Raw genomic sequence first — 15,345 nt, forward strand, 5'->3', positions numbered from 1 at the left:
ATGCAGTGATACAGTGGATATGTAGGTATGATGGCATACTGGTATGTGACAGTAATAATACTAACCAGACAGACATTCATAACCTTTTATCACAATAACATTCCATTCTATTTAAGTAAGTAGAAAACCATTCACCCTTAACAAACACAATAAATAGTTGTAACAATCCATTTTGCACAACAGAATCCGTATAGAGGTTACTTACAAATTAAATGACAAGAATTTAGAGAGTAAAGAAGGGAAAGGATGAGTGATTTTAGAAGCTACTGGCATCACGGGCTATGATACGTTTCGCAACCCAAGTGACGATATCGTTATGCTTCCACCGTGGTATATCTTTCGAGATACAAGGTGGAAAATCCCCTGCTTTGATCATCCTGTACAGCGTATCCTTATTAAAGCCAATCATGCTCAATAATGTCTTTCTGTCCACCAGCTTCATTGAATTTTCAAGCTCTGGTGAGGTAGTCATACCTTCATACCAAACCCCGTCTACCCATGCTTGAACTTCCTCTGCTATCCACGCAGAAGCACGTTTACCAATGTGAATTTGTCTAGGGAACTTCCCTTCCCCAATCAGCAAATACAAGTGAGCACGACTAATGCCTGTCAATTCTGAAAGCTCTTTACGTCTGATAAGTTGCATGATGTGAATCCTTTAGTTATTTCGTTCACATCAAAGGCAGTCGCCGTTAATTTTTGCGGTTAGCCGATACTCAACGTTCTTTCCATTACGACAAGTAAAAGACGACATTTCTATTCACCCAATACAGCAAATACTCACTCACCAACCTTAGTTATCACTCACCTAGTTCCAAAAACAACTTTCATATCAGATAACCATCACCACCACCCCTTTAAACACGTAAGGTAAAGATTATTTTTGTCGAATAACTTCTAATTAAAAATTCAATTTATTGCATTTTTAGGCCTAAAAATATAGCCTAAATATGTGCATTATTTCTGAGAGAAAAACAATAATGAAAGGACCGAGTTACCGATTTAAACTTGTTCGAGATACCACAGCGAACAATCATCTACGCTTTTATATGAACTACATGCACTACCATCGGCACAATGAGCTCTTGAATGGTTATGACTTATCCGTCATGCAGAAACGCGGATTGAAGCACCACTTCACAGAGATGGTGGCGGAAGAGCTTAATATTGAAACTGAAGCTTTAGAAAGTGGTGAGCTTGATGATTATAAGAAGAAAGAGTTAAACACACTGCTCAATGATCTTCGCATTGCTGCTAAAAAGTATATGCTGCCAAACTGGCGTACCTCTTGGCTCAATTGTTACAGGGCAGTGTTCTTTCTATATTCTGCTATTAATGTTTCGATAAAAAGCAACATACTAATAACAAACAAGGAGTATTCGAATCTACGCATAGGGCAATCATTATGGTTTTCTTCAAACTCTGTCGGTCAAAAAACAAGAGAGAGAAAACATGAAGAAGACGTTCGCACCATGCTTATCGAAAAGCGAATTAGAGAGGAAAGAGAAAAGGGAGAAAAGAACGCTTACCTCCCAGACGAACACTTTCAAAAAATGTACCGCGATGATGAGTCTTTAACCGAAGAAGTCGCCGCTTTTATCTTGCAAGAGAAACAACAAATTGAAAATCGTCGTTTAATCGGCGACCCATATATAGAGGCTTTATCCCAGATCGAAAATTACGATCCTGTAAATGATGACCATGCCTTAAAAAAAATGGTTGACCATTTCAATTTCATCGCCTTTACAAAAGAAGCTTATCGCTCAGAGAATGAAAACTTCTTAAAACAACTCGAACAACTCTATCGTAAATGTTGTAAACAAGTATCATCGTCTCACGGCGTCGTAAGAAACGAGAATCCCACTCTCATTAACCACACGTATGACAGATTAATCAGGCAGTACGATATTCTTCGATTCTATCCATCCACTGAAGATCCTGTGATTAGGCAAGAGTGCATTATTGCCTTTCTAGATATTCTTAGTGCTACAACCTGTGAGGATGAGTTTAAAGAGCGGCTTAAATTGATCGGGGATAAATTTTCGTTAGACAAAAAAAGTTCCCCAGATTTCACCATCACACTCTCCCAAAAACAGTGGGGCATGTTAATTGATATAGCGGACTCTAAGTTCCCTTCGAAAATAAAACAGGCCCTCAATAAAATGATAAGAACAAGGCATAAAGAGTGGAAGCAAGAGTCAAAAAGCTAGCGATTGACTTTAGGTACACGGGTAGGTACGTTGACCTCAATCCTTAGCGCAACTAATAAGCGCTTAGGCCAAGCAGGACATAGAATTTATCTATTTGTGTTTGGCCCCCGCAGGGGGAGCCATATTTAAGAATAAGCCGCAGCATTTGTTGCGGCTTTTTCGTATCCAACTGCGACGTTGCTTGTTCCAAGCAAATGTCTCCGGACTAGGCGCCCCCCAAACCTCTCTGACTGTTCCTTTAATTTCCTCAAAGAGAAGACCTTCATAGAGTAGCTATGACTCTATAAACCTATGGAAGAACAAATATTAATCAGAATGTGACACACCTTCGGTTATCTTATACTGCACAGTTGTAAAATAACTTAAGGTAATCCACGCGAAAGAAAATGAACTAACGATTCAGATGGAGTTTTATCGAATAGCGCTTAAAAGGGAATAGGTGAATTTATATGTCAATATCTGGCCCGAAAGACAAAGTTAACGCCGCACTAAACACTCGGTTTTCAGACCGACGTGCCATAGAAAGTATCGATCAGCCAAAAACTAATGTGCTATCAAACAAGTATGTTTTCTCAAAAGAAACCGAACTGAAAGAAGCAACTGTTGCTCTTCAATCGTTACTTAAATATTTAAACCTAAATTTGGATGTAAAGATGGGCTCGTTAAATGGCGAGCCGCAAATCGCTGTTTACGATAACGAATCTGAACAAGTCATAAAGACTATAAATTATAATCAGTTGAAATCATTGCTAAATGGGCGATATGTAATGTCCGAGAAAGTATAGGCTTACACAGCGAAATATATACTCTATCCATATAACTCTTCAGTAGTATGCGGAAGCCACAAATAGCATCCATTCTCATCTAGCACTCTTTTAAGATCATAAAACGCTAATATAATGCGTAAATTTCCGGCAAATAAGCAAAAACCCTGCTAAACCTCGGTTGTTATTAGTGTTTCAAAACACGATAATAGACGGATCAAAATTCCCTAACATATATAATCATGACCGAATATTTGTTGTTGTTAGTCGGCACCGTGCTGGTTAACAACTTTGTACTCGTTAAATTCCTTGGTTTATGCCCATTTATGGGGGTTTCTAAAAAACTAGAAACCGCTATTGGCATGAGCCTGGCGACAACTTTTGTGCTTACACTGGCATCCGTCTGTGCATATCTGGTAGAAACTTATGTTCTTCAGCCTTTGGGAATAGGCTACTTAAGAACGATGAGCTTCATTCTGGTCATTGCTGTAGTTGTGCAGTTCACTGAGATGGTTGTTCACAAAACCAGCCCGACTCTTTACCGTCTGCTGGGTATCTTCATACCTCTTATTACCACAAACTGTGCAGTATTAGGTGTTGCTCTTCTTAACATTAACGAGAACCATAACTTTATCGAGTCCATTATTTACGGATTTGGTGCAGCAGTAGGTTTCTCTCTCGTGCTTATCCTCTTTGCTTCGCTGCGTGAGCGTATCGCAGCAGCGGATGTTCCGACACCATTCAAAGGTGCTTCTATAGCGATGATTACTGCTGGCTTAATGTCGTTAGCCTTTATGGGCTTTACAGGGTTGGTGAAACTGTAATGAGTGGAATATTAATCGCAATACTTGCTGTTGTTGCTCTCGCCGCTGTCTTTGGTGGGCTACTAGGTTTTGCATCCATCCGTTTTAAAGTTGAAGCAGACCCTATTGTCGATAAGATTGATGAAATCCTTCCGCAGACCCAATGCGGCCAGTGTGGGTACCCAGGTTGTCGACCCTATGCTGAGGCGATTGCCAATGGTGACAGCATCACCAAATGTACCCCTGGTGGACAGGCTGCTATCGAGAAAATCGCAGATCTTATGGGCGTCGAACCCGACCTTTCTGAGCAAGCAGAAGAACCTGTTAAAAAAGTCGCTTTCATTCATGAAGACATGTGTATTGGTTGCACAAAATGCATTCAGGCATGTCCGGTTGATGCCATTGTAGGTGGCACAAAAGCACTCCACACTGTTATCAAGAGCGAATGCACTGGCTGTGATTTATGTGTCGCACCCTGCCCTACAGATTGCATTGAAATGGTTGAAGTAGAAACCACCATAGACAACTGGAAATGGAAACTAGATGCCATACCTGTTGTTGATATTACTGACTCTAAAGACAAAGAAGCCGCGGTATAGGAAGAAAAATGTCATCACTTATTCAACAAATTCGTCATGGCTCTCTTTGGACCTTTCATGGTGGTGTTCACCCACCTGAGAACAAACAGCAGTCGACAACCAAGCAAATTGTAAAAGCGGATGTTCCATCTGAGCTAATTCTTCCTATTAAGCAACATATCGGCCGACCAGGTGATCTCACAGTAAAAGTGGGTGATAAAGTTAAAAAAGGTCAGGAGCTAACCCGATTTACCGCCAGTTTTATGCTGCCATTACACGCTCCCACATCGGGTACGATTACAGCTATTGAGCCACGAGTCACTGCTCACCCATCCGGCCTGAAAGAAGTAAGCATCGTTCTTCAATCCGATGGCGAGGATCAGTGGCACGATTCGATAGCAAACGCTGAAGCGCGAAATCCTTCTGAGATAGCGACAGATGACATCATCGAAATTATCCGACATGCCGGAATAGCGGGCATGGGTGGTGCTGGTTTCCCTACAGCTAGAAAAATTCAGTCTGGTTTAGCCAAGACAGAAGTCCTGATCGTAAACGCGGCAGAGTGTGAACCTTATATTACCGCCGACGACATGCTTATGCGTGAGCATGCTGAAGAACTCATTCAGGGCATTAATATTGTTGAGCAAATTCTAAAGCCTAAGTTAGTTGTCATTGGCATTGAGGACAACAAACCAGAAGCTCTGAAAGCACTTCAGGACGCATCTCTGAATCAGAACAATTTGGTCATCAGAGCGATACCAACAAAGTATCCTTCCGGTGGTGAAAAGCAGCTCATTAAAATTCTCACTAATAAGGAAGTACCGAAAGGTGGAATTCCTGCTGATGTCGGTGTTTTGGTCCAAAACGTGGGCTCTCTTTACGCTATAAAAAGAGCGGTTATAAACCATGAACCGCTCATCGAACGTGTTGTTACTTTAACGGGTAACGCGTTCCGTCAGCCAAGAAATGTTTGGGCGAGAATTGGTACACCAGTCAGAGATCTTCTGAAGCAATTTGACTATCACGCAGAGAAAAAGCATCCAAGACTCATTCTGGGTGGTCCTATGATGGGTTTCACACTGCCTACTGATGAAGTACCGATCACTAAAATATCCAACTGCATTCTGGCCCCTACTCGTAAAGAGTTCGCACCCAAGCGTAACGAACTGGCTTGCATTCGATGTGGACAGTGCGCAGAAGTATGCCCTGCAACACTATTACCACAGCAAATGCTTTGGTACTCGAAAGATAAAGATTATGACAAGTGCGAAGAGCTAAATATCGCTGACTGTATTGAGTGCGGTGCATGTGCCTACGTCTGTCCAAGTGAAATACCACTCGTTCAATATTATCGCCAGTCGAAAGCTGAAATTCGCTCCGCCAAGCAAGAGGCAGAAGCAGCGGAACGCGCTAAACAACGTTTTGAAGAGAAGAAAGCTCGTCTTGAACGAGATAAAGCAGAGCGCGAGAACAAGTTTAAGAAAGCGGCTGATGATCGTCGTAAGAACATGCAAAAGTCAGGCGATGGTGATGCTGTTGCTGCCGCAATTGCTCGTGTCAAAGCCCAGAAAACAGCTCTGGAACCAGAGAAGGACTCTCCTAAACCAGCAGTAGCAGCTGCGATTGCGCGTGCAAAAGCGAAGCAAGCCGCCGCAAAATCTGGTGGTAATGCAGAACCTGACAACGCTGAAATGAATAAGCTCAGAGAAGAGAGAAAACAGCAAGCACGCGAGAGAAAAGCAGAAAAAGCGGCTCAAGAAGCGAACGCTAGTCCCTCAGAATCAGAAAACAAAGACGACAAGAAGGCAGCTATTGCTGCTGCTATCGCGAGGGCTAAAGCGAAGAAGCAAGCTAAGCAGGAAGAACCATTTGAGCCAGTTGAAGCTGAGCAAACAGAAAGCAATGAATCTCCGGCAGACAAAAAGAAAGCCGCTGTAGCTGCTGCTATCGCAAGAGCTAAAGCGAAAAAGCAAGCTAAGCAGGAAGAACCATCTGAGCCAGTTGAAGCTGAGCAACCAGAAAGCAATGAATCTCCAGCAGACAAAAAGAAAGCCGCTGTAGCTGCTGCTATCGCAAGAGCTAAAGCGAAAAAGCAAGCTAAGCAGGAAGAACCATCTGAGCCAGTTGAAGCTGAGCAACCAGAAGCCGAAGCGTCTCCAGAAGATAAAAAGAAAGCTGCTGTGGCTGCTGCTATCGCAAGAGCTAAAGCGAAGAAGCAGGCTAATCAGGAAGCTCAAGCTGAGCCTATTGAAGCTGAACAATCAGAAGCCGAAGAGTCTCCTGAAGATAAAAAGAAAGCCGCTGTGGCTGCTGCTATCGCAAGAGCCAAGGCTAAAAAACTAGCCGCGGAAAAGAACAAACAAGCTAACGAGGAAAACAACTAGTGTCATTTTTCATCGCCAGCTCTCCACATGCCCATAGTAAAAAAAGCACTGTGGATCTAATGAAGTGGGTAATTTTGGCGGCGATACCAGGTATCGCAGCTCAAACCTACTACTTTGGTTGGGGAACCTTAATACAGATCTTGCTTGCAGTCGTAGCCGCTGGACTTATGGAAGCCACAGTTATGTTACTTCGTAAGCGCTCTCCTGTAGCAGCTTTGAGTGACGTTAGCGTGTTCGTGACGGCCGTGTTGTTAGCTATCGCCATACCACCACTATCACCTTGGTGGATCTTAGTAATAGGTCTGTTTTTCGCCATCGTAATCGCCAAACATCTGTATGGAGGATTAGGTCAGAATCCATTCAACCCAGCCATGATTGCTTACGTGGTGCTACTTATCTCATTCCCTGTTCAGATGACCAGTTGGATGTCCCCTGAATCAATCAGTCCGAGTGATAGTAGCCTATATGATGCCTGGAAGCTGATTTTCACAGGGTTCGACGACGATGGTTTTTCACTGCAGCAAGTACGTACCAGCATAGATGGTATTACAATGGCAACGCCACTTGATGCATTCAAAACCGGCGCTGGACAAGGCTTATCTGTTACAGAAATTTATCAGGGTAAGCAGTTTACTTTGCTCGGTGGATTAGGTTGGAATGCCGTGAACTTAGCCTATCTCATTGGTGGCTTAGTGTTGATTAAAGCCAGAGTTATCCAGTGGTACATTCCGGCAGGCATTCTGGGCGGCTTACTGGCAGTGAGCACCTTATTCTATTTTCTACTTCCGGGAGCAACAGCTTCCCCTCTCTTACATTTGTTGTCTGGCGCAACCATGTTAGGGGCGTTCTTTATCGCTACTGATCCTGTCACAGCAGCCACTACGGTAAAAGGGAGACTTATCTTTGGTGCTTTGATTGGTATTCTCATCTACATAATCAGAACCTGGGGTGGTTTTCCTGACGGTGTAGCTTTCTCCGTACTTATTGCGAACATGGCGGTTCCTTTAATCGACCATTATACAAAACCAAGAACATACGGGCATTAAGGGAGAGTTATGTTAACCGCAATCAAAAATAACGGAGCAACATTGGCATTGTTCGCCTGTGCCTCGACAGGTCTTGTTGCTATCACAAACTATCTGACCGTAGATAAAATTGCAGAGCAGGAACGAAACCAGTTAATAGCACAGCTTAGTGAGGTCATTCCTGACAGTCTGCACGATAACGAACTGTACAAAGCTTGCACTCTAATTGAGTCGGAATCATTGGGTTCTGCCGATCCTATGCCTGCCTATATAGCAGAACTAAACAATCAGCCAAGTGGCATAGCAGTCCAAGCCATCGCACCAGATGGTTACAATGGCTCGATTAAGCTCATTGTAGGAATGGATATCGATGGTGTTATAACTGGTACTCGAGTTCTGGCTCACAATGAAACGCCTGGGCTTGGTGACAAAATCGATACTCGAATTACCGACTGGATACTAAGCTTTAATGGAAAAACCGTTACGAATGAAAACCTGCAAGACTGGCAGGTAAAAAAAGATGGTGGTTCGTTTGATCAGTTTACTGGTGCAACGATCACTCCTAGAGCTGTTGTTAAAGCAGTGAAAAAGGCAGTGAGTCACTTCCAGCAAAATCGTGACGATATTCTTGCTCAACCACTGAACTGTGGAGGAAATGATGACAAATGAACATAAAGAACTGATTACTAATGGGATGTGGAAGAACAACCCTGCGCTGGTTCAGTTATTAGGTTTGTGTCCTTTACTTGCGGTTTCATCAACGGTAACCAATGCACTTGGGCTCGGTATTGCTTCCACACTTGTACTAGTGTTTTCGAATCTCACTGTATCTTTAGTGCGTGATTACGTGCCAAAAGAGATTCGACTCCCTGTATTTGTCATGATTATCGCCGCTCTCGTAACCTGTGTTCAGTTATTGATGAACGCATATGCATACGGACTGTATCTGTCCTTGGGTATTTTTGTGCCTCTAATTGTAACGAACTGCATCATTCTTGGACGAGCAGAAGCATATGCGGCCAGCAATGAACCATTACCAGCCGTATTAGACGGACTTTGGATGGGCCTTGGCATGACATCGGTGCTTGTCGTATTGGGAGCAATGCGTGAAGTATTAGGTAACGGAACTCTGTTCGATGGTGCTGACCTGCTGCTTGGTGATTGGGCTGCCGTGCTTCGAATAGAAGTATTTGAAGTTACAAACAACTTCTTATTGGCTCTGCTACCACCAGGGGCGTTTATTGGTGTTGGATTTTTGATCGCTTTTAAAAATATCATCGACTCGAAAATGGAAGCTCGCAAGCCAAAAGAAGAAAAAGCAGTTATAGAAAGAGCCAGAGTCACAAACTAATTACTAACTACTAATTATTAAATAGCAAAGTCACTGGAAGTCAGCTCAAATGAACAATACAAAGAGAGTAGAAATTCTCAAGCGGTTGAGGGATAACAACCCAAATCCGGAAACGGAGCTCAACTGGAATACACCGTTTGAATTGCTAATTGCAGTATTGTTGTCTGCTCAGGCAACAGATGTAAGCGTAAACAAGGCCACAGATAAACTGTACCCTGTCGCGAACACACCTGAAGATATCTTGGCGTTGGGTGTTGATGGCGTTAAGGAGTACATCAAAACAATCGGGCTGTTTAACTCTAAAGCAGAGAACGTCATTAAGACTTGTAAAATTCTTATTGAAAAGCACAACAGTGAAGTTCCTGAAAACAGAGAAGCACTTGAAGCACTACCAGGGGTAGGACGCAAAACAGCTAACGTTGTACTCAACACAGCCTTTGGTTGGCCAACTATTGCAGTGGACACGCATATCTACCGTGTTTCAAATCGCTCAAAATTCGCAATGGGTAAAACAGTGGATGACGTTGAGAACAAACTTCTTAAGGTCGTACCAAAAGAGTTCAAACTGGATGTGCATCACTGGCTTATCTTGCACGGGCGTTATACCTGCATCGCCAGAAAACCACGCTGTGGTAGCTGTATTATTGAAGATTTATGTGAGTTTAAAGACAAAGTCTATCCAGACAATTAAAGGGAGATCTAAACATGTCTAAAGGTCGTGTTCTACACACCATGCTACGCGTGGGAAATCTGGAAAAATCTATTGAGTTTTATACCAAGGTTATGGGTATGAAACTGCTAAGAACCAACGAAAATAAACAGTATGAATATACACTTGCATTTGTTGGATTTGGAGATGAGTCAGAAGGCTCAGTCATTGAGTTAACGTACAACTGGGGAACCTCAGAGTACGATTTAGGTAACGCATTCGGCCACATTGCTCTTGGCTTCGATGATATCTACTCAACCTGTGATGCAATTAAAGCTGCGGGTGGTATCGTGACTCGCGAACCAGGCCCTGTAAAAGGTGGTACAACTGAAATTGCATTCGTAAAAGACCCAGACGGCTACATGATTGAACTTATTCAAAATAAGTCAGCGACTTCTGGCCTGGAAGGTTAAACCCAAAAGTAAGCGGCTCTCTAAAGATGGCCGCTTCTCTCCATGCTTCCGCTTTACTCTGCTTCAGACTCAACAACCTGCTTAAGTGACCACGGATGAAGCTTGATACATACTCCATTCTTCTTAAAAGCCACAGTAGGATTAGGTAACCGTTCGCCCTCTCCTTTAGGACTGGAAAGCTTAGTCTTGATCCCTGACTCTTCAAAAACGCTCCAACGTTCTGCTAATACGGGAAACTTGTCCTTTAACTCTTCCAGAAAATCATCTGCATTTGATGCTTCTGACGGAACAACAAACTCAACATGTTCCCAACCTTCTTGAGGATAATACTTTCCTTTTGCAGGAAATGGTAACTCCAAACATTCAACCTCATGGCTAAACAGGGTTGGTTTCCTGCTCAGTTCAATAACAATAATTGGGCGCCCATTGATGGTCGCATTAGAAATCTCTCTACCGTAGTTTTTCCATTCGGTGTGCGCCTGCTCTGCACTATTCTGATCATTAATTCTTAAGGCAACATGGTCGGGAACCAGTTCGGATACATCAACGCCAATATCTTGCGCAAGCGACTCTATTTTCAGACAAAATTCGGAAAGATCTTCCAACATTTGTTCAGGAAGTAGGCGTTTATTTGACAGACTACTGCTCATATTGTTATTCCGTTTTAAACATGGATGCATGATAGTACCAACAACAAAGAAAAAAGTAGAAAAATTACTTTATCTTATCTATTAGTACGTTTCGTTACTTGTTATCATTAACCCCATTTTTTATTACATTAGAAATGCATAAGGCCCCTTTTTCGCGCCATTTTTTTGCATAGCTATACATTTCCAGAAATTGAAGGAAACACGAGTGAATATCCAAGCGCTGATTAATGACAAAGTATCTCAGGCTCTAGAAGCCGCAGGCGCACCAGCAGGAAGCCCTGCTGCTGTTCGTCAATCTGCAAAACCACAGTTTGGTGATTACCAGGCAAACGGTGTAATGGGAGTAGCGAAAAAGCTAGGTACTAATCCCCGAGAATTCGCGCAGAAGGTACTGGATGTTCTGGATTTAGATGGAATTGCAAGAAAAACGGAAATTGCTGGTCCGGGCTTTATCAACATCTTTCTTAGCGAAGAGTTTTTGGCAAACGCTGCAGAAGCTTCACTTTCTGACGAGCGCCTGGGCGTTGCAAAAGAAGAAACTAAAACCATCGTTGCAGACTACTCTGCTCCAAACGTAGCGAAAGAAATGCACGTTGGTCACCTACGTTCAACCATTATCGGTGATGCCGTTGTTCGAACTCTTGAGTTCCTTGGGCACAAGGTTGTTAGAGCTAACCACATCGGTGACTGGGGTACTCAGTTCGGTATGCTTATCGCTAACCTGGAGCGAGTTCAACAAGAGTCTGGCGAAGTATCAATGGAGCTTTCTGATCTGGAAGCTTTCTACCGCGAATCTAAAAAGCTTTATGACGAAGATGAAGAGTTTGCAGCACGCGCGCGTAACTATGTAGTGAAACTACAAGGTGGCGACGAGTACTGTGCAGAGATGTGGAAGAAGCTGGTTGATATCACGATGATTCAGAATCAGCGTAACTACGACCGCCTGAATGTATCCCTGTCTCGTGATGATGTGATGGGCGAGAGCATGTATAACGACATGCTACCTGGCATCGTTGCTGACCTGAAAGACAAAGGTCTTGCACAGGAAGACGATGGCGCTCAAGTTGTTTTTCTTGACGAGTACAAGAACAAAGATGGCGAGCCTATGGGTGTTATCATCCAGAAACGCGACGGCGGCTTCTTATATACAACAACCGATATCGCGTGTGCAAAATATCGCTACGAAACGATTGGTGCAGACCGCGTTCTTTACTTCATCGATTCGCGTCAACATCAGCACCTGATGCAAGCGTGGACAATTGTTCGTAAAGCTGGCTACGTGCCTGAAGAAGTAACACTCGAACACCACGCATTCGGAATGATGCTAGGCAAAGATGGCCGACCATTCAAAACTCGTGCTGGCGGAACTGTTCGCCTTGCTGATCTACTTGATGAAGCTGAAGATCGTGCGCTTAAACTGATTGAAAGCAAAAACCCTGATCTAGAATCTGAAGAGAAGAAGACGATTGCAAACACAGTCGCAATGGCAGCGGTTAAGTATGCGGATCTTTCTAAGCACCGTACTACCGACTACATCTTCGACTGGGACAACATGCTGGCGTTTGAAGGTAATACTGCGCCTTATATGCAATATGCCTATACTCGTGTTGCTTCTGTATTTGCGAAAGCAGGTATCTCAATGAGCGACCTGACTGGTGAAATCCAAATCACAGACGCTAAAGAGAAGGCACTGATTGCTAAACTTCTACAGTTTGAAGAAGCGGTTCAGGCGGTTGCTCGTGAAGGTCAGCCTCATATCATGTGTGGTTACCTATTCGAGCTAGCGGGTCAGTTCTCAAGCTTCTACGAAGCGTGCCCAATCCTTGTTGCTGAAGATGAAGCTGTTAAGCAGAGCCGTCTGAAACTTGCTGCACTGACAGCAAAAACCATCAAACAAGGTTTGTCCCTGCTAGGTATCGATACACTAGAACGTATGTAACCATACTTACCCTCTAGGTTTATTTCTTCAAAAAGCATCCTTCCTAAGGATGCTTTTTTTATAGATTAAAGTTAAAGTGAAGCTTAGCTAACTGGATAATTATAAATAGGAAAATAGATGTCCTTTACCCTGCACCCAAGACTGCAGCTAACATCAACTCTGATCGGAGAGCTACCGTTGTGCTCGGTGCTGCTTTGTAAGGACAACAGTGTGCCCTGGGTAATTCTGGTTCCAAAGGTTGAAGGTATCAGAGAGTTATATCAACTGCCTATAGAAAACCAGCACCAATATCTCATCGAAAGTCAGTATGTATGTAAGGCGATGGAACATTTGTTTTCTCCAGACAAAATGAACATCGCAACCATTGGCAACCTTGTCCCCCAGTTACATGTTCACCATGTTGCGAGATACGTATCGGATGATGCCTGGCCTGGAACTATCTGGGAAAACACAAGTGGTGTTGACCGAAGTGAGGAGCACCAAAAAATTCTTACGACTCAACTTAGAGAAGAACTGAGCAGAGATCGCTCTTTCCACTTTATCTCTGCTTAGTAATTTAGATAAAAACCTCATACACGCGTCCAAGATACTCTTGTCTAACCCAAGAGTATTGGTTGTTACTGGAGGTGCTCTCTTTCGAGTCCAACCCGTCTAGGTTTATTGCGTCAATTCAGTCAAAACAACCCTGTCAAAAGCGTCAATTAAGACATGTCGTTCATTTATTGTACGGTAAATTTTTTGTCGTATTTGTCATAACCGATTGGCGTGTATCTCATAGAGAATTTTAACCGATCCACATATAGTAACTCCCATACCGAGGAACGCTCCTCCCAACGAATTCCAGAAGTGACATGGCGCTAGCTATGTCACTCCGGCAGCAAGCGAAGGTGTCCTTGACACCCGTGGTATGGTCCCCCGGCTATACCACGTTTTTTTTTGCTTCTGAGTCTCCTTTTACTACTCTCCAGTAAACCCACCAAGCTTTATATGGCAACGCTAATAGGGCTATCATCGCAATGCACGGGTTAAACAACCAATACGCAATATGAGCCCTTCGCTAGCTTATAAGCAACCAACGTGATGTGTAAGAGGACATTCAGATAAAAGGAATTATCTTGGGGTCAGACGTCTCTGAAATATGCTGTGAGACAGATATCTAAGGTACTGTTATTTAACTCATACCCTGCATCTCTGAGCCGGATTGAAAGCAATACTTGGATGGTGAGACACCATAGTGGTTTCGGAATTTCTGACTAAAGTAGGAAGGATCGTTAAATCCAGTGTTCATAGCAACGTCGCAGACCTTGTGACCATTTTTTAAAAGGCCGCACGCATTTTTTAGACGAACTTGCGTGAGGTACTCAGTAAAAGTCTGTTGAGTGAGGCTTTTGAACTTTCGTTGCAAACTTCTTTCCGACAAGAACAAGCACTTCGATGCTGATGAGGTGCTAAACTCAGGTTCATGATAACGTTCATCAATTAGCTTCATCACTTTACGCAACCACTTGTCTTGCGCTTCGTCGTCATCCAGGCTCTCAGTTGAGTTCCAAAGACTCCAAGAGACCACGATTTCATTGGACAAGTCATTCGAGATAAGTTGGTAGCGACCACCACTGTCCTCAACCATTTTCTGAATAAACTGAGTGCTATTGAGAGAACCAAAACTTGTAGTATTCACCTCTGATTGTCTAATCTGCCAATTACTATCGACAAAACAGACGACTAATCGCCCATTGTTCTGCCGGATCCGGACATCTATCTCTTGGCTTACATAACTGCAATTATAAATATGGGTGATAAGCTGGTTTAAGAGATCGTCGATATTGACGCATTTGGCTTTGATAAAAAGGTCATCCGTTTCCATCATCAACCGAACATCAACACCCACCTCTTTGAATTCAGCCCGCCAGGCATCGATGACAGCGTTAACCAAGGAGACAAGGTCAACTTTGACATATCCGTTTTCATCACAAAAATCTGATTCCAACGCTAAAATGCTGTCAAAGCTAACTCTAAGCTGTGATTTGATCTTAAGAAGCTCAGGGCTGAGAGAGGACTCTATCGGTTGCTCGCTCAGTTGCTTGGCTTGCTGAACGATATTGTTTGTGTAAATTGAGCGAACAGTCAGTTTTTTTCTAAGCTGATTGTTGTACTCCGAGAGACTCTCTCTTTGTTTTACAAATTGGAGCTCTCTGTTTTTTATTCGGGTTTCTAGGTTACGATTAATATCAATAGACTTTTTTGCAAAGATAACTGACCCGACAAAGTTAATCGCAACAAGCGTAACAGTAAAGACTAATACTGAGTTCTCATCTAAGTGAGTTGCTGTGTATATAGCAAGCAAAGTACCTAAAAAAACGACAAATGAACCTATCAGGTAACTATTACGCAAACTTTAACTCCGGGCCGGGATACGAGGGGAATGAGGTGCTCCGGGACTAACCAAGCGGGAGAAAGGGTATGCGATCAGTTGAAGAATTCAAACAGCGAATAAGTAACGTAACGTAAATTTTTGGTAA

At 43.1% G+C, this 15,345-nt stretch carries 15 protein-coding genes; 12 read left to right on the forward strand and 3 right to left on the reverse strand.

The features are described from left to right. Positions 1-256: 256 nt before the first annotated feature. Positions 257-646, reverse strand: a complete 390-nt coding sequence (locus tag SNR28_RS21050; RefSeq protein WP_375750658.1) for a helix-turn-helix transcriptional regulator — start codon at positions 644-646, stop codon at positions 257-259. Between the two features lie 334 nt (positions 647-980). Here SNR28_RS21050 and SNR28_RS21055 point away from each other — a divergent pair, with 334 nt between their 5' ends. The 10 genes from SNR28_RS21055 to gloA all read left to right on the forward strand — a co-directional run bounded on the left by SNR28_RS21055 (position 981) and on the right by gloA (position 10,237). Then, complete coding sequence (locus SNR28_RS21055; protein WP_375750660.1) at positions 981-2,210, forward strand: hypothetical protein; 1,230 nt, start codon at positions 981-983, stop codon at positions 2,208-2,210. Positions 2,211-2,659: 449 nt separating this feature from the next. After that, positions 2,660-2,995: a hypothetical protein gene (locus SNR28_RS21060; protein WP_375750662.1), complete on the forward strand. Its 336-nt coding sequence runs from the start codon at positions 2,660-2,662 to the stop codon at positions 2,993-2,995. A 221-nt stretch (positions 2,996-3,216) separates the two neighbouring features. After that, positions 3,217-3,798 (forward strand): electron transport complex subunit RsxA, encoded by a 582-nt coding sequence (gene rsxA, locus SNR28_RS21065; protein WP_375750663.1) that lies wholly within the window; start codon positions 3,217-3,219, stop codon positions 3,796-3,798. Beyond that, entirely contained in the window at positions 3,798-4,376 is a 579-nt protein-coding gene (gene rsxB / locus SNR28_RS21070) for an electron transport complex subunit RsxB (protein ID WP_375750664.1), read from the forward strand. The genes rsxA and rsxB overlap by 1 nt, the downstream gene beginning before the upstream one ends. Before the next feature lie 8 nt (positions 4,377-4,384). Then, entirely contained in the window at positions 4,385-6,739 is a 2,355-nt protein-coding gene (rsxC, locus tag SNR28_RS21075; RefSeq protein ID WP_375750666.1) for an electron transport complex subunit RsxC, read from the forward strand. Beyond that, positions 6,739-7,785 carry an electron transport complex subunit RsxD gene (gene rsxD, locus SNR28_RS21080; protein ID WP_375750667.1) on the forward strand — a complete coding sequence of 349 codons (1,047 nt, stop codon included), beginning with the start codon at positions 6,739-6,741 and terminating at the stop codon, positions 7,783-7,785. Before rsxC ends, rsxD begins: the two co-directional genes overlap by 1 nt. Positions 7,786-7,794: 9 nt before the next feature. Next, positions 7,795-8,433 carry an electron transport complex subunit RsxG gene (rsxG, locus tag SNR28_RS21085; protein ID WP_375750669.1) on the forward strand — a complete coding sequence of 213 codons (639 nt, stop codon included), beginning with the start codon at positions 7,795-7,797 and terminating at the stop codon, positions 8,431-8,433. Continuing rightward, complete coding sequence (locus SNR28_RS21090; protein WP_375754134.1) at positions 8,423-9,115, forward strand: electron transport complex subunit E; 693 nt, start codon at positions 8,423-8,425, stop codon at positions 9,113-9,115. Before rsxG ends, SNR28_RS21090 begins: the two co-directional genes overlap by 11 nt. 49 nt (positions 9,116-9,164) lie before the next feature. Then, positions 9,165-9,806, forward strand: coding sequence for an endonuclease III (nth, locus tag SNR28_RS21095; protein WP_375750672.1), 642 nt, complete (start codon positions 9,165-9,167; stop codon positions 9,804-9,806). A 14-nt stretch (positions 9,807-9,820) separates the two neighbouring features. Continuing rightward, positions 9,821-10,237, forward strand: a complete 417-nt coding sequence (gene gloA / locus SNR28_RS21100; RefSeq protein ID WP_375750673.1) for a lactoylglutathione lyase — start codon at positions 9,821-9,823, stop codon at positions 10,235-10,237. 53 nt (positions 10,238-10,290) lie between these two features. On the opposite strand, the gene SNR28_RS21105 is transcribed toward gloA, so the two are convergent. After that, positions 10,291-10,887, reverse strand: a complete 597-nt coding sequence (locus tag SNR28_RS21105) for a VOC family protein (protein ID WP_375750675.1) — start codon at positions 10,885-10,887, stop codon at positions 10,291-10,293. 205 nt (positions 10,888-11,092) lie between these two features. Between SNR28_RS21105 and argS the strand changes: the two genes are divergently transcribed. Together argS and SNR28_RS21115 are read left to right on the forward strand one after the other, a co-directional pair. Beyond that, positions 11,093-12,826, forward strand: a complete 1,734-nt coding sequence (argS, locus tag SNR28_RS21110) for an arginine--tRNA ligase (RefSeq protein ID WP_375750676.1) — start codon at positions 11,093-11,095, stop codon at positions 12,824-12,826. A gap of 117 nt (positions 12,827-12,943) precedes the next feature. Beyond that, positions 12,944-13,378 (forward strand): HIT domain-containing protein, encoded by a 435-nt coding sequence (locus SNR28_RS21115; RefSeq protein ID WP_375750677.1) that lies wholly within the window; start codon positions 12,944-12,946, stop codon positions 13,376-13,378. A 619-nt stretch (positions 13,379-13,997) separates the two neighbouring features. On the opposite strand, the gene SNR28_RS21120 is transcribed toward SNR28_RS21115, so the two are convergent. Beyond that, positions 13,998-15,218, reverse strand: a complete 1,221-nt coding sequence (locus SNR28_RS21120) for a helix-turn-helix transcriptional regulator (RefSeq protein ID WP_375750678.1) — start codon at positions 15,216-15,218, stop codon at positions 13,998-14,000. Positions 15,219-15,345: the final 127 nt, after the last annotated feature.

Source organism: Vibrio iocasae (assembly GCF_042245395.1).
Classification (GTDB): domain Bacteria; phylum Pseudomonadota; class Gammaproteobacteria; order Enterobacterales; family Vibrionaceae; genus Vibrio; species Vibrio iocasae.